The sequence below is a fragment of the Corynebacterium sp. ES2775-CONJ genome (assembly GCF_024814515.1).
In the GTDB taxonomy this organism is placed as follows: Bacteria; Actinomycetota; Actinomycetes; order Mycobacteriales; family Mycobacteriaceae; genus Corynebacterium.
The window spans coordinates 248965-268625 of sequence record NZ_JANUXT010000003.1 but is presented as its reverse complement, the minus strand read 5'-3'; the positions used below and the strand labels follow the sequence as shown (position 1 = coordinate 268625).

Annotated in this window: 18 protein-coding genes; 15 read left to right on the top strand and 3 right to left on the bottom strand. The window is 53.2% G+C overall.

Features of this window, described 5'->3' with window-relative positions; all coding sequences use genetic code 11:
• The first annotated feature begins 296 nt into the window (after positions 1 to 296).
• The 13 genes from NXT01_RS05225 to NXT01_RS05165 all read left to right on the top strand — a co-directional run bounded on the left by NXT01_RS05225 (position 297) and on the right by NXT01_RS05165 (position 14929).
• On the top strand, positions 297 to 1919 hold the full coding sequence (locus NXT01_RS05225) for an ABC transporter substrate-binding protein (protein WP_396124742.1): 1623 nt from the start codon (positions 297 to 299) through the stop codon (positions 1917 to 1919).
• 269 nt (positions 1920 to 2188) lie between these two features.
• A complete protein-coding gene (locus NXT01_RS05220; RefSeq protein WP_259078315.1) occupies positions 2189 to 3154 on the top strand; it encodes an ABC transporter permease in 966 nt (321 codons plus the stop codon).
• Between the two features lie 2 nt (positions 3155 to 3156).
• Complete coding sequence (locus NXT01_RS05215; RefSeq protein ID WP_259078452.1) at positions 3157 to 5202, top strand: dipeptide/oligopeptide/nickel ABC transporter permease/ATP-binding protein; 2046 nt, start codon at positions 3157 to 3159, stop codon at positions 5200 to 5202.
• A gap of 11 nt (positions 5203 to 5213) precedes the next feature.
• Positions 5214 to 6032: an ABC transporter ATP-binding protein gene (locus NXT01_RS05210; protein WP_259078313.1), complete on the top strand. Its 819-nt coding sequence runs from the start codon at positions 5214 to 5216 to the stop codon at positions 6030 to 6032.
• 100 nt (positions 6033 to 6132) lie between these two features.
• Positions 6133 to 7050 (top strand): dihydrodipicolinate synthase family protein, encoded by a 918-nt coding sequence (locus NXT01_RS05205; RefSeq protein WP_259078311.1) that lies wholly within the window; start codon positions 6133 to 6135, stop codon positions 7048 to 7050.
• A 17-nt stretch (positions 7051 to 7067) separates the two neighbouring features.
• Positions 7068 to 7754 (top strand): N-acetylmannosamine-6-phosphate 2-epimerase, encoded by a 687-nt coding sequence (locus NXT01_RS05200; protein WP_259078310.1) that lies wholly within the window; start codon positions 7068 to 7070, stop codon positions 7752 to 7754.
• A gap of 50 nt (positions 7755 to 7804) precedes the next feature.
• Complete coding sequence (locus NXT01_RS05195) at positions 7805 to 8494, top strand: FadR/GntR family transcriptional regulator (protein ID WP_259078308.1); 690 nt, start codon at positions 7805 to 7807, stop codon at positions 8492 to 8494.
• 9 nt (positions 8495 to 8503) lie between these two features.
• Positions 8504 to 9385 carry an ROK family protein gene (locus NXT01_RS05190; protein ID WP_259078303.1) on the top strand — a complete coding sequence of 294 codons (882 nt, stop codon included), beginning with the start codon at positions 8504 to 8506 and terminating at the stop codon, positions 9383 to 9385.
• Positions 9385 to 10512, top strand: coding sequence for an N-acetylglucosamine-6-phosphate deacetylase (locus NXT01_RS05185; protein WP_259078301.1), 1128 nt, complete (start codon positions 9385 to 9387; stop codon positions 10510 to 10512). Before NXT01_RS05190 ends, NXT01_RS05185 begins: the two co-directional genes overlap by 1 nt.
• Positions 10513 to 10529: 17 nt before the next feature.
• Positions 10530 to 11303, top strand: a complete 774-nt coding sequence (gene nagB, locus NXT01_RS05180; RefSeq protein ID WP_259078299.1) for a glucosamine-6-phosphate deaminase — start codon at positions 10530 to 10532, stop codon at positions 11301 to 11303.
• A gap of 51 nt (positions 11304 to 11354) precedes the next feature.
• Complete coding sequence (gene rsmA / locus NXT01_RS05175; protein ID WP_259078297.1) at positions 11355 to 12227, top strand: 16S rRNA (adenine(1518)-N(6)/adenine(1519)-N(6))-dimethyltransferase RsmA; 873 nt, start codon at positions 11355 to 11357, stop codon at positions 12225 to 12227.
• Position 12228: 1 nt separating this feature from the next.
• Positions 12229 to 13146 (top strand): 4-(cytidine 5'-diphospho)-2-C-methyl-D-erythritol kinase, encoded by a 918-nt coding sequence (locus NXT01_RS05170; RefSeq protein ID WP_396124748.1) that lies wholly within the window; start codon positions 12229 to 12231, stop codon positions 13144 to 13146.
• Positions 13139 to 14929 carry an ABC-F family ATP-binding cassette domain-containing protein gene (locus NXT01_RS05165; protein ID WP_259078293.1) on the top strand — a complete coding sequence of 597 codons (1791 nt, stop codon included), beginning with the start codon at positions 13139 to 13141 and terminating at the stop codon, positions 14927 to 14929. The genes NXT01_RS05170 and NXT01_RS05165 overlap by 8 nt, the downstream gene beginning before the upstream one ends.
• On the opposite strand, the gene NXT01_RS05160 is transcribed toward NXT01_RS05165, so the two are convergent.
• Positions 14924 to 15580 carry a TetR/AcrR family transcriptional regulator gene (locus NXT01_RS05160; RefSeq protein WP_259078286.1) on the bottom strand — a complete coding sequence of 219 codons (657 nt, stop codon included), beginning with the start codon at positions 15578 to 15580 and terminating at the stop codon, positions 14924 to 14926. The two genes, NXT01_RS05165 and NXT01_RS05160, sit on opposite strands and share 6 nt — an antisense overlap.
• A 161-nt stretch (positions 15581 to 15741) precedes the next feature.
• On the opposite strand from NXT01_RS05160, the gene ppk2 reads away from it, so the two are divergent.
• Positions 15742 to 16563 carry a polyphosphate kinase 2 gene (gene ppk2 / locus NXT01_RS05155; protein WP_259078284.1) on the top strand — a complete coding sequence of 274 codons (822 nt, stop codon included), beginning with the start codon at positions 15742 to 15744 and terminating at the stop codon, positions 16561 to 16563.
• Between the two features lie 43 nt (positions 16564 to 16606).
• Here ppk2 and NXT01_RS05150 read toward each other — a convergent pair whose 3' ends face one another.
• Complete coding sequence (locus tag NXT01_RS05150; RefSeq protein WP_259078282.1) at positions 16607 to 17428, bottom strand: HAD family hydrolase; 822 nt, start codon at positions 17426 to 17428, stop codon at positions 16607 to 16609.
• Positions 17429 to 17526: 98 nt separating this feature from the next.
• On the opposite strand from NXT01_RS05150, the gene NXT01_RS05145 reads away from it, so the two are divergent.
• Complete coding sequence (locus tag NXT01_RS05145) at positions 17527 to 18561, top strand: 3-hydroxyisobutyryl-CoA hydrolase (RefSeq protein ID WP_259078280.1); 1035 nt, start codon at positions 17527 to 17529, stop codon at positions 18559 to 18561.
• Here NXT01_RS05145 and NXT01_RS05140 read toward each other — a convergent pair.
• Positions 18547 to 19650, bottom strand: coding sequence for a DUF6882 domain-containing protein (locus NXT01_RS05140; RefSeq protein WP_259078279.1), 1104 nt, complete (start codon positions 19648 to 19650; stop codon positions 18547 to 18549). The two genes, NXT01_RS05145 and NXT01_RS05140, sit on opposite strands and share 15 nt — an antisense overlap.
• Positions 19651 to 19661 lie beyond the last annotated feature (11 nt).

The following is a 19661-nucleotide window of genomic DNA, read 5'->3' as shown; positions in this document are numbered from 1 at the left end:
TGTGAGGTGGCGAGGTCCTTTTTTGTGATGAGTAATCTTTCGAGTGAATATGACGGATTGCCCAGGCATTACTGCCGAAAATAGGGGGTGTTGATGGGGGTGGATTTTCTGTACTGCCTATGTCAGGATTTCTGCAGATAACGGCGCTATTCTCGGCTTTTGCCCCGGTCAGATGTTATCTACCTTACATTAAGGCGAAATAGTGACGGTAGCCCGTTGTTATGGGTGTAATTGTTTAGTACACTCAAAGTCGAGGCATCAGACGTCCGACAAGTCAACTCAATGGAGGTTGAAACATGACAAATACCGCTGAAGGTATGAACCGTCGTGGTTTTTTAAAGGCAGCAGGCGTTATGGCCGCTGCCGCTGGTATTGCTACCACCGTTAGCGCCTGTGGCTCTGACGATAAGTCAGATGGGAACACTAGTGGATCCGGATCCGGATCCGGCGGTGCTATGAGCAAAGATGAGATTACCGCTGGTATCTCCTATGAGCTGGGCACCAACGGCTATGACCCAATGACCACAACGTCAGCACTGACGATTGCTGCGAACTGGCATACCCTGGAGGGTCTCTACGAGATCACTCCCACCCCAGACCGCACTGTTTACGCAGCGCTCGCTGACGGTGACCCCAAAGTAAGCGAGGACGGAAAGTCCGCTGAAGTGACTTTGCGCGACGGTGCAGTTTTCCACAATGGGGAGCCAGTCACCACGGAGGATGTCGTGTTCTCCTTCGAGCGCGTATTGGACGAGTCAAATAATTCGCTCTACGCATCCTTCATCCCATTCATTGAGAAGGTCGAGGCTAAAGACGCCACCACCGTGATGTTTACGATGAAGTACCCCTTCACCCTTGTGAAGGAACGTCTATCGGTAGTGAAGATCGTACCGAAGGCAAGCGTAGAGGCTGATAGTGCAGCATTCGATGCTAACCCTGTAGGAACCGGCCCGTGGAAGATGACCGACAACGGTGCTGCATCTTCGCAGGTTGTCTTTACAAAGTTCGAGGATTACACCGGTCCTAAGCCAGCCAAGGCTGCCAAGATGACATGGAAGATTCTTCCAGACGCAGCAACTCGTACCAACGCTATGGAATCCAAGTCGGTTATGGCTATCGATTCGGTTCCCTACCTCTCACTCACCCAGGTTCAGGCCTCGTCGAGTGTCGAGTCTGTTCAAGGTTTCGGCTTGCTGTTCATCATGTTCAACAATGGTGAAAATTCTGCCATGAAGGACCTCAAGAATCGTCGTGGTGTGCTTTATGCCATCGATATCGACAAGGTTATTCAGACAGGCATGGCCAACCAAGCGTCGCCGGCTAAGTCTTTCGTCCAGGAAAACCACGCAGCCTACAAGGAAGCTTCGATGGTGTACAGCCTCGATGCTGCCAAGGCTACCGAGCACTTCGCCGAGACTGGCCTGAAGTCTGTCCGGATGCTGGTAACCAACCATGACTGGGTCAAGGGCTGCACCCCAATCATCAAGGAATCGCTTGAGGCTGCTGGTATAAGCGTAGAGTTCACCGAGTTGAAGTCTTCGGATCTCTATACCCAAATCGCATCTGATGACACGTGGGATATTGTGATCGCCCCTGGTGATCCTTCCGTCTTCGGTGCTGACGCCGACCTTCTTATGCGCTGGTGGTACGCAGGTGACACCTGGACCGATGGTCGTATGCACTGGAAGGGCACCGACTCCTACAACAAGGTTCAAGAGCTGCTTGAGAAGGCATCCCAGTCTTCCGGTGACGAGCAAATGGATCTGTGGCACCAGACCTTCGATCTCCTCTCCGAAGAGGTACCTCTGTATCCGCTCTTCCACCGCAAGAGCCCATCCGCTTGGAACGACGATGCACTTGATGGTTTCGAGCCGATCTCGCTCACCGGTCTCTCCTTCGTCGATGTGGGACTGAAGTAATATCTTGTAGAAGATAAGCGACAACGGGGCGGGCTTGACTCCTGCCAATACCCGCCCCTTAGTCGAAATTGGCTCGTGTTCGGCCAAAAATTATTGAGCACAATCAAACTTTAACCGTGATGCGCACTGGCATCGTTATTTGTCGTGCCCGCATAAATCTTGGGGAAACTGCCCAGTCATCGCAAGCACGCAGCTTCCTTAAATACTGAAATACCTGTCCCCACAAAAACTACTTAAGCTTCATTTCTTACGAAAGGAGCAGTCCCACTGTGTCGAATCTCATCCGACTGATCGGACGAAGGCTAGTTGCGCTGCCCATCATGATTTTGGGCGTTACCTTTTTGGTCTTCTTCGTCATGTCTTTCTCACCCTCCGACCCTGCGCGCCTAGCCCTTGGCGAAGCAGCTTCCGAAGAAGCCCTCGAGGCCTATCGTGAGCAAAACGGTCTCAACCTTCCCTTGTTCGTTCGCTACGGACAATTCCTTCTTGGACTTTTGCGGCTAGATCTTGGAACCTCCAAGGGTAATACCTCGGTAACCGACCTCGTCGCTTATGCTTTCCCAATTACGTTGCAATTAACGTTCATCGGCCTTTTCATTGCTGTCATCATCTCCTTCAGCTTGGGCGTTATCGCTGCCCTGTACCGTGATAGCTGGCCTGATCAGCTCATCCGTATCCTCTCTATCGCAGCATTGGCAACTCCTTCGTTCTGGCTGGCAATCTTGCTCATTCAGGCCTTCGGTACCGTGCCTTCAGGAACTGGTTGGTTCCCAGCGTTGATCTCAGAGTGGGTCCCATTTACTGAAGATCCTGGTCGCTATATCAACAATATCTTCCTGCCCGCCTTCGCTTTGGCTGTTCCTGTTGCAGGTTCCTTGACCCGTGTGGTGCGTACTGCCATGGTTGAAGAGCTCGATAGGGATTATGTCCGTACCGCTATCGGAGCCGGCATTCCAAAGTCTGTTGTCATCGGCCGTAACGTCTTGCGTAATGCATTGATCACCCCAATTACAGTTTTGGGTCTGCGTGTTGGCTACCTCATGGGTGGCGCGGTGATCATCGAGATCATCTTTAATATTCAGGCGATGGGTCAGCTCATCCTCGACGGCGTTACCCGTAACGACGTCTACCTTGTCCAGGGCGTGACCTTGACTGTGTCTATTGCCTTTATCCTCATCAATATCATCGTTGACCTTCTCTACGTGATGGTCAACCCGCGCATTAGGAGCGTCTAATGATACGCAAGAAGATGACCCAAAAGCTCAGCACGCCTGGATTGCGATTCAAAAAATCCAGCTTGCCCGTAGGCTCGCAAATCGCCGTTGGTATGCTCGGCCTTGTGATTCTCATGGCTATTTTCGCGCCGTTGATCACCAAATTTGATCCTCTCACCACCTCGCTTCCCTTCGATCCTTCGGTGGTTGGCGATGAACAAGCTAATAGCGCACTAGTCCCAGTCGTTCCGCCAGATTCCACCTTCTGGTTTGGAACCGACGCCTCCGGCCGCGACGTCTTCGCTCGTGTAGCCTATGGCGCTCGCTACTCCCTCGCCATTGGCCTCCTATCTACCGCAATGGCACTAGTCTTCGCCGCGGTCCTCGGCTCCATCGCAGCAACAGCTGGCAAGGTAGTTTCCGAGATCCTCATGCGTATTTTGGACATCATCATGTCCTTCCCCGGCATCGCTTTGGTTGCTGTTTTCGTAGCCTCCCTCGGTAAGACAATCGGCGTGATCGTCTTTTCCATTGGCTTCCTGTATGTGCCGCAGCTCTCCCGTATCGTTCGTGCCAACGTACTCTCACAGTTTGGTGAAGATTATGTTTCCGCTACCAAGGTCATGGGTGCTCGCACGTCCTGGATTCTGTTTAAACACGTTGCCCGTAACTGCATCGCTCCCATTATGGTGTTCGCGACGGTGCTGGTAGCCGATGCGATCGTACTCGAAGCCTCGCTATCATTTATCCAAGCTGGAGTTCAGCCACCTGCTCCATCGTGGGGTAATATCCTGGCCGACGGTAAGCAACTTTTGACTTCAGGATTCTGGTGGCCCACATTCTTCCCAGGTCTGATGATCTTGATCACCACCTTGTCTCTGAATGTACTTTCCGAGGGTCTCACTGATGCGTTAGCAGCACCTCGAGCTCGCGGTAATGCCAAGTTCATCGGGGCAACTGAGGATGAAGTCGAAAAGCGTAATGAGTATATCGTCAGCGAGTATGTTCGCCAGAAGGAATCTCTTGGCGAGCGCTTGGATGCGCTGCGCATTTCTGAAATCTCCCGCGATGATCGCCTCATCTTAAGCCCAGAGAAAAGCGCGCAACCTCCACTACTCGAGGTCAAGAACCTCACCATCAAGTTCCCAGCAGCCCACGGTGATGTGGCTATTGTGGATAATGTCTCCTTCTCCGTTCGCCCGAGTGAAACTATGGGTCTAGTGGGTGAGTCCGGATGCGGCAAGTCCATCTCGTCTATGGCGGTGATGGGTCTGCTCCCTGATACCGCAGAAATTACTGGTTCAATCCTTTTCGACGGACACGAGCTAGTCGGTATGGATCCCAAGGAGCACAACTCCTTGCGTGGCCATGAAATTGCCATGATCTACCAAGATGCTCTGAGCTCCCTCAACCCCTCGATGCTTATCTCCTCACAGATGAAGCAACTGACCTCGCGCGGCGGAACGCGAACCGCTGAAGACCTTCTTGAATTGGTGGGCCTCGATCCTGACCGCACCTTGAAGTCTTATCCCCATGAGCTCTCCGGTGGACAGCGTCAGCGTGTGCTCATTGCTATGGCGCTCACTCGCGATCCTAAATTGGTCATCGCAGACGAGCCGACAACCGCGTTGGACGTGACGGTTCAAAAGCAGGTCATTGACCTGCTCCACGATCTGCAACAAAAGCTTGGATTCGCCATGGTCTTCGTATCGCACGACCTCGCCCTTGTGGCCTCGGTCTCGCATCGCGTCACCGTTATGTACGCAGGTCAGATCGTCGAGCAGGCACCAACTGCCGAGCTTATGACCAGCCCAACCCACGAATACACCAAGGGTCTGCTGGGGGCTGTGCTTTCGATCGAATCCGGAGCCGAAAGGCTCCACCAGGTACCCGGCACAGTGCCTTCGCCTCGCGAATTTGTTACGGGCGATCGTTTCGCTCCGCGTTCCTCGCACCCGACTGTGGGTATCGACACCCGTACCGTCCCCGTTGAGGTTGGTCCCGAGCATTGGTATGCGGAGCTTCCAGAATACCTCGACGCTCACAACCGTCCGATTGCTAAGAGTTAAGGAGCACTGACATGACTTCTCCACAGGACGTCCCTGTTATTGAGCTGAAAAATGTCCACGTGGTTCACACCTCACGTACTGGTAAACTCTTCCGGCCGGATAAGGTTCATGCCGTCAATGATGTGTCCATGAAGGTGTTTAAGGGTAAAACCCTAGGCATTGTGGGTGAATCAGGGTGCGGTAAGTCAACTACAGCGCGTGTCATGGTGGGCTTGCAGAAGCCTACCGGGGGAGAGGTTCTCTTCCGTGGCAAACCGGCACACTTCAATGCTTCAGGGCGCAAGGAAATTGGACGTGCTGTTTCGGTGGTCTTTCAAGATCCCGCAACCGCCCTCAACCCTCGTATGATCATCCGCGATGCGTTAACTGATCCTATGAAGGTCCACGGCATTGGCACCCCGGAGTCGCGCGTTGCCCACGTCAAGGAGCTCCTCGATCTAGTGGGTCTACCTCAGTCGGCCCTCGACGTGTTACCTCGCCAGATCTCAGGTGGCCAGCGCCAGCGCGTGGCTATTGCTCGCGCCCTGGTTCTAGAACCTGATGTCATCATCGCCGATGAACCGACCTCCGCCCTCGATGTCTCGGTGCGTGCACAGGTACTTAACCTTCTCGTAGATCTGAAGGAACGCCTCGGACTTGGTTTGGTTTTCATCTCCCACGACATCAATACTGTCCGCTTTATTTCTGATCGCATCGCGGTGATGTATAAGGGTTCGGTAGTCGAAGAACAGTCGACGACCGATATCTTCAACAACGCCCATGATGACTACACCAAGATGCTGCTCTCCGCAGTTCCTTCATTGGTGCAGGAATCGCAAAAGCTCTACTAGTTTCACCCTCAGTGTGCCCCGGAGGTCGTAACCTCCTCCTCCGGGGCACTGGAGGATACTTCATCTTTTTCTCCTTTTCGGAAAGGTCCTTAACATCATCATGAATAAGAAATTTCATGGCATCATCCCTCCGCTCGTTACCCCACTACTCGAAGATGGATCCTTCGACCGCGAGAGCTTCAAACGTCTAATTGATAGACTCATTGATGCAGGATGCCATGGTCTTTTCGTCCTCGGTTCCTCAGGCGAAGTCGTTTTCTCCACTGACGCGCGGCGCCGGGAAATCATTGCTGCTGCAGTTGAATTCAACGCGGGCAGGGTGCCTGTGCTGGTGGGCTGCATCGATACAGAGACCAACCGTGTTATCGAACATGCCAAGGTCGCCCAGGAACTCGGCGCCGATGCGATTGTGGCTACCGCCCCCTTCTACGCACTCCAGGGCCTCGAAGAGATTGAGCGTCACTTCCGCCTCATTCACGAAGCCTGCGAGTTGCCACTTTTCGCCTACGATATTCCAGTGTGTGTTCACACGAAACTACCGCACACCTTGCTCGTACGTCTTGGACAAGAAGGTGTTCTCGCTGGTGTTAAGGATTCCTCAGGTGACGACGTATCATTCCGCTTCTTGGTCCAAGATAACGAACGCGCTGGCCACCCTCTGACCATCCTCACCGGCCACGAAGTTGTCGTAGACGGAGCTTATTTGTCCGGGGCTGATGGAGCAGTTCCAGGTTTGGGTAACGTTGATCCAGCAGCTTATGTGCGCCAGTGGAACGCCTACCAAAATGGCGACTGGGAGACCGTACGCGCCGAACAGGATCGACTTGCGGATCTGATGCGCATTGTTTTCGTACCCCAAGACCTGCACGGCTACGGCGCCGGCGTAGGTTCTTTCAAGTCCTCTCTGATGCTCCAAGGCGTTTTCACCAGCAATACGATGCCAGCTCCTGTGCGTACTCAAAGTGCGGAAGTGGTTCAAGGAATTGGTGAACTGCTCAAGGCTCACGGCGTTCTCTAGAAGAAGGTTAAACGATAATGAGCACGGATATCACCAGCATCATTGAGCAAACAAAGGGGCTCATTGTGAGCTGCCAAGCCTATCCAGGCGAGGCACTGCGAACTCCTGAAGTCACTGCCAGAATGTGTCAAGCAGTAGTTGCAGGTGGAGCGGTTGCGGTTCGCGTCCAGGGTGTCGTCGACATCTCAGCTGCGCGCCAGGCAGTTGAAGTCCCAGTGATCGGCTTGATTAAGTACGGACATGATGGAGTGTATATCACCCCTTCTACTGCTCACGCTCGTGCGTGCGCCTTAGCCGGGGCTTCGATTGTGGCTATTGATGCCACCAATCGGCCCCGGTTAGGAGGGGAGTCTTTCGCCGATGCTGTGCGTAGTATCCACGAAGAATTCCCTGGAGTCGCCATCATGGCTGACTGCGGTAGCCTCGATGACGCCCTGCGGGCTGAGGAAGCTGGAGCTGATCTCATAGGTACGACGCTCGCCGGATATACCGGTGATCGAGAAAAAACCGCGGGACCAGATTTCGAGCTTATCGACGCTGTATGTGAGCACATCACTCGACCCATCATCGTCGAAGGCCGCATCCACACCATAAGTCAGCTCAAAGAAGTATTTACTCGCCCGATCCATGCTGCCTGTGTGGGCACCGCCATTACTCATCCCACCTCGATTACCTCGTGGTTTAGTCAGGCTATCGAATACTAATTGATGGGATCCCCATCCCCCTTATACCGTGGCAGAAAGGATATATTCTCATGGCTGTGAGTACTACCCAGCAGGCAGTAGCCGGAATAGAAAAATATATCCGAACCCACGGACTTCGTGAGGGGGATGCATTGCCCTCCGAGACTACCCTGTGTGAAGAGCTAGAGTGCTCGCGCAGCTCCGTCCGCGAGGCTATGCGAACATTGCAGTCACTCGATATCGTCCACATCCGTCGTGGCCAGGGTACTTTTATTTCGAAAATGAGCATGAGTCCGCTGGTACGTGGGATGGTTCTGCGTTTGACTCTCGATCCCCGTAACGCTGGGGAAAATCTCCTCGAGGTAGTTGCTACGCGGGAGGCTATCGAATCAGCACTGGCCGCAGAACTAATTGACAAGCATACTTCCGCAAGTATCGAGGATATGCTCATCACGGTTGAACAAATGCGTTCGAGCTACGAAAACCGCGGCCATTTTACCCGCGAGGACCGTCTGTTTCATCGGCAGCTACTAGCACCAACATCTAATAAACTTATGCGGGAGCTTTCCGACGCCCTTTGGCAGATTCACGACCGAACGGTGCCCATGCTCAGCCTTGATATCTCTTCGGACTACGCACGCACCATTGAATCGCATGCCGTCATGGTCAAAGCCGTTGCCGCCCGTGATGTTGAGGCCTTCAAAACTGCAGTCCACCATCACTATATTCCGCTGCGAGAAGCAGTGGCGAAACTCAATTAAGGATAAAGTATGGTCAGCATTGCCGTCGATATCGGTGGCACCAAAATTGCCACGGGAATTGTCCTCGATGACAAGCCTAAAGAAGTGCTCTTTCGCAGCGTTCGTCCAACCTTGGCTCAAGAGGGTGGCCAGGTAGTCTTACGCGAAGTAATAGCCGCCATTCAAGAAAGCCGAGAGCAGGCCAAAGAAGCTGGTCTGGAGCCAAAGCGCATCGGAATCGGAGCCCCAGGCGTGGTAGGGAACGGCCGCATTCTATATGCGGGCCCCACCATGCCAGGCTGGGTCGGAACCGAACTTACTGAACGCATCACCGAAGAGTTTCAGCTTCCCATCGCTCTTCATAACGACGTGCGCGTCATGGGATTGGGAGAAGCCGTCTATGGCATCGGTGCAGACAAAGAAGTTCTCTTTGTCTCCATTGGCACTGGCATCGGGGGAGCTCTGATTAGTCGGGGCGAATTGATTGATTCCCCCCACTTCAATCGGGGAGAAATCGCTTATCTCCTGGGACCCACTCCACAGGGAGGCTGCGCTCCGATTGAACACGTTGGTTCAGGTCCAGCGATGTCTCAAGCCTATGGCACCGATTCTTTGCACCCGGTAATGCAGGACTACCGAGCAGGGGTCAAGGAGGCGCGCGCACTTATCGATAAAAGCCAGGAGTGCGTGGGGCAGGCGATTGCCGGTTTTATCAACTCTTATGATGTCGACGCCGTAGTTCTCGGTGGTGGAGTAGGAACCTTGCCGGAAACCCTCGCGCCCTTCGAAAAAGGTCTGCGTTCAGGTCTCATTTCTTCTCTTAAGGATATTCCGTGCACTCAGGCGACTCTCGGTACTAACGCACCACTCGTGGGCGCCGCATATCTTGCTCGAACAAAGGACAATACGTAATGGCTGATATTTTCCGCGGACGTGTCGTTAATCGTGAGGGAATCACCCCCATGGAGATGGAGGTAACGGACGGTGCAATCTCGGCTCTGAGGGTTCTCGACGAGGATCCAGATTCGCTGCCCATTCTCTTCCCTGGCTTTACTGATATCCATAACCACGGCGGGGCAGGGGAGTCTTTCCCTAACTCCGACCTTGCTGGGTGTCGCAAAGCTGCACGCTACCACGCTATGCACGGCACTACGTCGATGCTCGCCTCTCTAGTTTCTGCAACTGAGGAGATCCTGACCGAGCAAACAAAAATTCTTGCGCAACTAACTTACGAGGGTGAAATAGCCGGAATTCATATGGAGGGCCCCTTCGTCAATCCAGGTAAATGTGGCGCTCAGGATCCTGATGCCATTATGCCCGGAGATCCAGAGATGTTTAATCGGATTGCTAGCAGCAGCGAGGGCACCATGCGCTCTGTCACCTTCGCCCCAGAAACTGCTCATGCTAAGGAACTTGTCGATGTGTGTGTTGCCCACAATATCATTGTCTCCCTCGGGCATACGAACGCTGATGCCGATACCACTTGGGAGATTGTTGATTATGCCCTCAGCAAGCGGGCGACTGTGACTGCGACGCACCTTTTTAACGCTATGCCAGCTATCCATCACCGTGAACCAGGAGCAGCAACCGCGCTTATCGACGCCGCTGAGCAGGGCCTGGTGACAGTAGAGGTCGTTGCCGATGGTGTTCACCTTAATGACCATATAGTCAATATGGTGCGCAATGGTTCGCCTCATAATACTATGTTCATAACCGATGCTATGGCTGCCGCTGGCTTGGGCGACGGAGACTACGTGCTAGGAGCACTCCCGGTGACAGTCAGCGACGGAGTCGCTCGTCTCACCCACGGCGGAGCGATCGCCGGGGGTACGTCCACCATCCACCAACAACTGCGTCGGCACACCGCCAAAGGGTGGACCTTAGACGACATGGTTCCCCTCGTGTCTCAGAATGCTGCTGCATTATTGCAGCTTAACTCGGGCGAGCTAGAGATGGGCCGCGATGCCAATTTCGTGATTATGGATGAGGATCTATCAATCCAGAGCGTTTATCGCTTGGGTAAAGAATTGTCATACTAAAAAAGGAGTTAGTAATTATGGAAATTATCATTATGCCTGATGCCCACCAAGTGGCACTGCGCGCAGCCGATGTCTACGAAGGCTATGCCACCGAAGGGGCAACGTTGGGACTAGCGACTGGTTCCACCCCGCTGGCGATGTATCGTGAGCTCATCCGTCGTCATCGCGAAGAAGGGTTAAGCTTCGCGCAATGCCGAGCCTTCCTCCTCGATGAATATGTGGGACTACCTCGCACACATGAGCAGAGCTACTATGCCACCATTCGGAACGAATTTACCTCCCATATAGATATCGATGACACCGCGGTGAAGAGTCCCGATGGGACAGCCCCAGATGTCACTGAGGCTGGGAAAGCCTACGATGCCGCTATCAAAGAGGCCGGTGGCGTAGATATTCAGCTTCTTGGAATTGGAACCGATGGACATATTGGGTTCAACGAGCCAGGTTCCTCCCTGCGTTCTCGCACTCGTCTGAAAACTTTGCATCCGCAAACGATCAAGGATAACGCTCGCTTCTTTGAATCCGAGGATGAGGTTCCTATCCATGTTCTCACCCAAGGACTGGGCACTATCTCCGAAGCCCGACATCTGCTGTTACTTGCCACGGGGACCAATAAGGCTCAGGCAGTACGAGATTTTGTAGAAGGACCGCTCGCATCCGTATGCCCGGCCTCAGTACTGCAATTGCACAATCACGCTACCGTGATCGTTGACGAAGAGGCGGCATCACTTCTCGAGCATGCGGACTATTACCGCTTCGCCTTTGATCACAACCCTGCGTGGAAGAAATAAGGGCGGTACCCTTTTAGAGAAATATTCTCTAAAAGGGTACATTTATCTGCTATGGAGACCCTCGAACCGCCTCGACTTCTAGGCCCCCAGGAAATTCGTCAGCTGGCGGACCATCTGGGGGTGAGCCCGACAAAAAAGCTGGGTCAAAATTTTCTTCTCGACCCCAATACAGTGCGCATGATCGTTCATGCAGCTGGACTCAATGACGAAGGTGTTTCAGAGCACGTCGTCGAAGTGGGGCCCGGCCTAGGCTCTTTGACCCTCGGCTTAATCGACCAGGCGCAGCATCTGACAGCTATCGAGATTGATCAAAACTTGGCTCGTCAATTACCGCAGACGATAGCTGATTACGCCCCAGATTTCGCCTCTCGTTTTTCCTTGATGGGAGCGGATGCGTTGCGGATAAGTTCGACTGATCTCTCGAACCCCACGGCTCTGGTTGCTAACCTTCCATATAATGTTTCGGTGCCAGTAATCTTGCATATGCTCAAAACTTTTCCTTCAATCCAACGAGTTTTGGTGATGGTGCAAGCAGAAGTTGCCGATAGGCTAGCGGCAAAACCCGGCAGTAAGGTTTACGGTGTCCCGAGCGTCAAAGCTGCCTTTTATGGAGATGTAAAAAGAGCCGGCTCCATCGGTAAAACCGTCTTTTGGCCCGCACCGAAAATAGATTCCGGCTTGGTTCGTATCGATTGCACTCGTCCCTATGATCTTTCTCTGAGGCAGCAGGTATTTCCACTTATTGATGCTGCTTTCCTCCAGCGCCGCAAAACCATGCGCGCGGCATTATCAGGATTCTATGGATCGGCAGCTCAGGCCGAAAATGCTCTCAGACGTGCAGGAATTGATCCTGCTATTCGCGGTGAAAAGCTTGGCATAAATGATTTTATTCGCTTGGCTCACGCCGGGGGGAGCGACATCTAAAGTGCCGAAGGTTCCTAAAATATCGAAAGTAACTGCCAAAGCCCAAGGCAAAGTGAATATCCATTTAGGGGTGGGGCCCATACGAGACGATGGCTACCATGAGCTTTCTACAGTTTTCATGGCTCTCGATCTCAGCGATACCATTACCGTCGAGGCCACCACGGGGGTTGGGGTCACCACTCTTGATTGCGCGGAGACCGGGGTGCCAACCAACGCTCGTAACCTCGCGTGGCGGGGAGCCGAACTGGTGCTGCAGCGCTATGGGCGCCTCGGTAAAACACAGGGTCTCAAGATTACTATTGAGAAAGGTATTCCGACAGCTGGTGGAATGGCCGGTGGGAGTGCCGATGCCGCCGCAGCCATGGTGGCCACTAACCACATGCTGGGCGGTCGCCTCAGTCAGGCAGAACTGTTATCCTTAGGTGCCCAGCTGGGTGCTGATATCCCATTTACTATCCTCGGTGGTGTAGCTCTTGGTCAAGGAAGAGGTGATGAGCTCCGGCCTTGTGAGTCCAAAGGTAAATTCCACTTTGCTCTTGTTTTTTCGGATACCGGCTTATCCACACCTGAGGTTTTTCGTACCCTGGATTCTATGGATCGTATTTCCCATATGGACTCCTCGCGGGCAGAAGCTGCGCTTCGACTCGGTGACGCGGATGCATTGGCGGAAGCTATGTGCAATGATTTGCAACCCGCCGCCTTAAAACTTCAACCAGCACTTGCAGATATTCTCGCCGCGGGTCAATCCGCCGGAGCTCTTCGGGGCATAATTTCCGGCTCGGGGCCGACGTGTGCTTTCCTCAGTCCTCATGAAGAGAGCGCACGCGCTATCGCCCGTGCGCTCTCACCCCTAGCCCGCACTGCTATCGCTTCCGGTCCAGCTCGCGGGGCATATATTGAACGGATACATCATGGCTAATCTCATCAATCTGGCAGAAGTCTCGAAGTCATTCGGCTTAAAAACCCTTCTCGATGAGGTGAGCTTAGGTGTGCAGTCCGGAGATCGCATTGGCGTAGTGGGACTAAATGGTGGGGGAAAGACTACTCTGTTAGAGGTTCTCACGGGGATCGAGCCTCCAGATTCTGGGCGAGTAAGTCATACTACGGACCTGAGGATGGCGGTAGTTACTCAACGCGCTGAGCTTGATCCACAGGCCACCATAGCCGACATCGTGTTGCGTCCGTTGGGACTAGCCACCTTTGAATGGGCTGGTGATGCGCGAGTACGTGAAGTGCTTAATGGTTTAGGGGTTGCACGGCTCGGGCTGGACACTAAAGTGGGGGAGCTGTCGGGTGGGGAGCGACGCCGTGTAAATTTAGCGGCAGCCCTCGTTAAAGAACTCGATGTGGTCGTTCTCGACGAGCCCACCAACCACCTTGACATTGAGGGTGTCCAGTGGCTGGCTGCTCATATTGTTGCCCGCAAAATCGCGGTTGTAGTAGTCACCCACGACCGGTGGTTTCTCGATACTGTCGCGACCAAGACCTGGGAAGTCCACGATGGTCACGTCGACATCTACGACGGTGGCTATAACGATTGGATTTTTGCCCGCGCGGAACGGTCACGCCAAGCCGATGCCGTAGAGCAACGCCGTAAAAACCTAGCCCGCAAGGAGTTAGCGTGGTTGCGTCGAGGAGCGCCCGCACGCACCTCTAAGCCTCGTTATCGCATTGAGAACGCCGAGGCGCTCATCGCTGATGTCCCTTCACCGCGCGACAGCGTGGAGCTCATGGCTTTTTCAAAGAAACGCCAGGGCAAGGTTGTCATTGAGCTGGAAAATGCCCGTATCGAAACTCAGGACCATCGAGTTCTTGTTGAAGATCTCACCTGGCGTTTAGGGCCCGGCGAGAGAATTGGCCTCGTAGGCATCAATGGTTCCGGTAAGACCACGCTGTTAAGAGTGCTCGCTGGTGCTTATCCACTCAGTGCTGGACGTCGTATTGAAGGGCGAACCGTGCGCATAGGATGGCTGCGTCAGGAACTCGACGATTTGGATCCACATATTCGACTCCTTGATGCCGTGGAAGAAGTGGCAAGCTATGTACAGCTAGGTACTAAGGAGCTCAGCGCGTCTCAACTAGCCGAACGTCTTGGCTTTAGCGCGAAGCGCCAGCGTACACCAGTGGGCGACCTATCCGGTGGGGAACGCCGACGTTTGCAGCTAACCAGAGTGCTCATGGCTGAGCCGAATGTGCTGCTCTTGGATGAGCCCACCAACGACCTTGATATTGATACCTTGCAGGAATTGGAATCTCTTCTGGATAACTGGGCAGGAACTCTTGTCGTGGTCTCGCACGATCGATATCTTATCGAGCGTATCGCTGATTCCACATGGGCCCTTTATGGTGATGGCACCTTGAGTAACCTTCCTGGTGGGATCGAGCAATACTTACAACGACGGCAGGAAATACTAGCTGACACTCCTTCTGGGCTCATTCAACAGGGAGAAGCTCAGGTGCATCAGCCGCAGCCGCAGATCGACCCAGCTTTAAAAAGGCGCGTTGAGAAGGAGATGAAAGCTCTCGAGCGTAGGGTGGAAAAACTTCGCGAACAGCTCACCGAGCTTGATGCTCAGATGGCCGCCGCCGCTCATAACGTCAGTGAACTGATGACATTAGGGGAGAAGGCCCGCGTGATCCGTGAGGATATTGAGGGCCTGGAAATGGAATGGATGGAGCGAGGAGAGCAGCTCGAGCTATGACAGTTGGGCACGAAGCCTTTCGAGCTCAATCTGATCTTCGACAGCTTGGATAATGCGCTCGACATATTGGCCGAGCTTGCCAGCGTCCATCCAGCTTTCGAGAGGGCTGAAAGCTTGATCAGAGATTCCGGAAATACGCTCACGGGCTTCATTGAGTCCTGTTTCGCCACCCTCATGAACCCTTTGCAGGGTGGAGTGGGCGATATGGCCGGTGACTGTTAGCTCACCCAACATGGTGATGAGAAAATCTACGTTGGCGTAATCAACGGGGAAACCCTTTGCAACGAGATAGCCTGAGATATCCCTGTAGTAGTCGAGGGCATGCACATGAGCTGCTGGAGTTTCTAACATGGCCTTCTCGAAACCAGGATAACGCTCAAAAAGATCCCATAATTGCTTAACCAGAAAGCGTAAGGCATCCTGCCAACCCATCTCGTCCTTCGGCAAGGTCAGTTGCGATAGTCCGTGTTCTAAACATAGATGCACTATATCGTTGCGTGTTTGAACGAGGCGGTATAGCGATGGACTGGAAACTCCTAGTTCTCGAGCTATATCGGCAAGGGTGAATTTATCCACTCCACGTTCGAGAGCAATACGTACTAGGTCAGATTCATTGAATTTAGGCTTTGGTCCAGTCTTCTTTACGGGCATAGCGAAGATAATACTACTCCTAAGTTATATATTCGAATGCCTTTAAAACTTTGACCTCGTTGACATTAGCCTTCGTTTTAAGACTTTATTCGGCATCTTATTTGAGATCAGCAACTGCACGTATAGCGACGTAAACACGCCGAAGCGGGTAAATTGGAGGTATGTCCAACAAAGAAGAGAAAAAACCGCGGAAACTGAATAAGAAGACCTACCAAGCAGAGCTGAAGCGGCTACAAGCCGAGCTCGTGGAGATGCAGCAGTGGGTGGTAGCTACAGGGGCCCGCGTGGTCATTATTATGGAGGGCCGCGACGCCGCAGGCAAGGGGTCGGCAATTAAGCGCATCACCCAATATCTCAACCCACGTTCGTGCAGGATTGAAGCGCTTCCTGCTCCCAACTCGAGAGAACAGGGACAGTGGTATTTTCAGCGCTATGTGGAGAAACTCCCCACCGCCGGCGAAATCGTTATTTTTGACCGATCCTGGTACAACCGGGCGGGCGTCGAGCGCGTCATGGGATTTTGTACAACCGAGGAATACCGGAAATTTCTCCATCAAGCGCCAATATTTGAGCGCCTGTTAACGGAAGATGGCATCATTTTGCTCAAATACTGGTTCTCGGTATCGAATGAAGAACAAATTGAGCGCTTTAAGTCCCGCCGTAACGATCCACTGCGCCGATGGAAACTCTCGCCTATTGACCTCAAATCTATTACACGTTGGGAGGACTATTCCCGCGCTAAAGATGAGATGTTTATCCACACCGATATTGTGGTAGCACCGTGGTACACGGTTGAGAGTGAGGATAAGAAGCGCTCCCGGATCAATGTGATCAACCATATTCTCTCGGCTGTCCCGTATGAGCATATTAAACAGGAATTACCGGAGATACCCGAGAGGCCTGAATCGTCGTATGACTATCAGCGCCCTCCGCGGGAAGAGTTCCGTTATGTTCCAGATGTAGCCAAACGCTTGGAGGAATAACATGAAACCTGGCCGCGCTAGCTGCTCATATAACTAGCAAAACCTATTTATCGGAATCTGGAAATAGCTCGTCTAAAACAGTGAGCACTCCGTGCTCGCTATTGGGAGGGGCTATATGGTCGGCAATATCCTTCAATTTTTGATGACCGTTGTCCATGACATAGGAGGTCCCAGCGGCCTCGATAAGTTCGTAGTCGTTGAGATAATCTCCAAAAGCTAAAGTTTGGGATATATCGATGCCCATAGCGTCTGCAAGCTCGCGCAAAGCTTTGCCTTTATTAGCAGACTTATTCATGACATCAATCCAATGCTTGCCGGAGACTGCAACAGCGAGGTGATCAGGAAGCGCGGAAAAAAGGTCATGGGCGCGATCTTCAACGTCCTCGAAGCTGTAGAGGGCAAGCTTTACAACATCATCGTTGACTGCCTGATGAAGGTCTTCGATATGGGTGAGGCGGGCGTAGTACCGGGTACCTTCAGCTAGGAAGTCCTCGTCGGTGCGTGAAACAAATGCCCCATCTGTGCGGCACAGGGCAAGGCCCCAATCGATCTCTGGGTGAGCGTCAACAATGTCAATAATGCGGTGGGCATCCTCAGGGGCGATCGTTGTCGTTGAGATGATCTCACCCTCGTGGTAGACCATTGTGCCATTCTCGGCGATGACCGAAACCGGGTAGGATGCCTGCTCGAACTGATTAAGCAGCGTATACAGCTGACGGCCTGAGGCTGGAGCGAAGGCGACGGACTGCGAAGTTAGTCGATCAAGAAGAGCCCAAAACCCCTCAGGTATATGGTGTTCGCTATCTAATAACGTGCCGTCCATATCGCATACGACTAGTTTGTACTGCGGATCCTGATTACCCATTATCTCGGCGTGCCTTTCTCGATAAGTTCATGCAATGCCCACGCTACCTTACAAGATGCTAGCTAGCGGAGCACATTTTAATATGTCACACTTAGCCTATGACAGATAGCGTGATTCGTGCCTATGTTGAAAATCGCACCGGTATTGTCGAGCTTAACCGCCCCCAGGCTCTTAACTCTCTGAATCTCGAGATGGTCACTATTATCTCGAAGCATATGAGCATCTGGGAAGCCGATCCCGATATTGACCAAATACTGATTTATTCTAATTCCAAAGCTTTCTGCGCCGGCGGTGATGTGCGCCTCGCCCGAGAGTATATTATTGCTGGCGATCCCGAGCGCGCCGACGAATTTTTCCGTGCTGAATACGCCATGAACGCTCAGATTCATCACTGCACTAAACCGTATATCGCGCTGATTGATGGTGTAGCCATGGGCGGCGGCTTGGGTATTTCGGTGCATGGTAGTCACCGCATCATAAGTGAAAATGCTCTTGCGGCGATGCCCGAAATGGCGATCGGGTTCATCCCAGATGTGGGTGTTGCCTATATGGCACAACGAATGGTGGGGCAGCGAGGCTTCGCATCGCCAGCCCTCGCGCGATTTATGCTCCTCAGCGGCTGGCATCTGGGGCCAGCTGATCTTCTATGGTCAGGTTTTGCCACCCATTATGTCGAACACGCAGATATGGAAGGTGTGCGCTCTGCGATCATTGCCCACGGTATTGATCAAGCGCTTGATCGCTATGCTCGACCAGTGAAGGGTGAATCGGAGCTTGCGAGATTTGCGGAGGCCATCGAGGAGGTCTTTTCGGCGGCCGAATGGCCCGATATCGAACGACGACTTACTGCCTATCCCGAGCTCGCTGAGCGTTTCGATACCCTCACCAAGGTGGCAAGTCCTACCTCCATGATTGCCGCCCTCGAGCTCTTAACTCGCAGCCAAGAAGCCAGCACTATAGAGGAAGAACTTCGTTTAGAAGAGAGGCTGGGGGCCTATCAGCGCCAGCACCCAGATTTTGCCGAGGGGGTCCGAGCAGTGCTCGTGGACAAAACTCGCGATGCTTCGTTCTCTCCTGCTCACATCGATAATGTGGACAAGGATGCGATTAAAGCTGCACTAGAATTGTCGTAGTTGACGGTAGGCGAATTCTGCTCGTTGCTTATCGACGCCGCTCGGGAGACGTGTGGATCGAGCGGCCGCCGCAGCCTCCGGAGTATAGGGAGGTAAATGGAAGGCGGGAGCGTCGATAAGCACGAGAGCAGTGGTGCACTCATTCACGGGAATAAAGACGTGAGTCCAGTGACCTACAATGCGCTTCACAGCATGGACAAGACCTAGTTCCTGGGCACGAGCAATAGAAGTAGGTTGGAGTAGTTCAGGAATAGCGTATTTTGTCGCGAAGGCTCGTACCGGTAGCAGCTCAGCTTCGCTGGAGTGGGCGAAGCTGAAGGTATCCCCACTGAGGAAGCCAGCTACGATCCCGTGGGCATTAATGGAATTGCCGCGAAACTTGACCTGAGCCTGATGGGTTTGCTCGTCATAGGTTACTCTGGCCTGGGGAAATGCGCCGTGGAAGAAGAGTTGATGTTCCACACTGAAGTAGAAGGAATCTGCCACAACGTCGGCGATGCTGAGTGAGTTCGTCGACTCTAAAGTTCCCGAGCTTAGATTGACGCGCGATCCGTTTTCGAAGACAATCACATCATCGTCGGCGCGAATCCTGATATTTTCGAAGGCCGCGAAAGACAGCAGCGCTCGCTGTAGATCTATGGAATGTGGCAGGGAGCGCAAACCAAGGGCGAGTGTTTCATCGATAGATGGCAAGAAACCGCCCCAGTCGGCATCTTCGGCTAGCACGAGATCCGTTGTCCCGTCATCCTGCGGTGCTAGATAGAGCAAACCTGGTCCAAAAATCGTCCGGGCCGCCTGGATGAGCTCATCTGAAGCGGGAGCGAAGAGAAAATCGAAATCGGGGTGGGGAACCAGCCATGTAATATGAGTCCGATCAGCGTTGAGTGAGCCGATAATTCGGCCCTTAAGCTTCAATGCCCGGTCAGCCCCAATAAGGTCAATCGCATAGCCGGATTCAGTGCGCATATAAGCAACCTTAGGGGACGTACCCAAGCAGGTCCGCAGGGCATAATCGCGGCGCAGAGCAGAGAAATAACCATCTGAACGTACGTCATCGAGGGTTCGAGGTGGTTGCAGGTGGGTAGACAATGAGGTTCCTC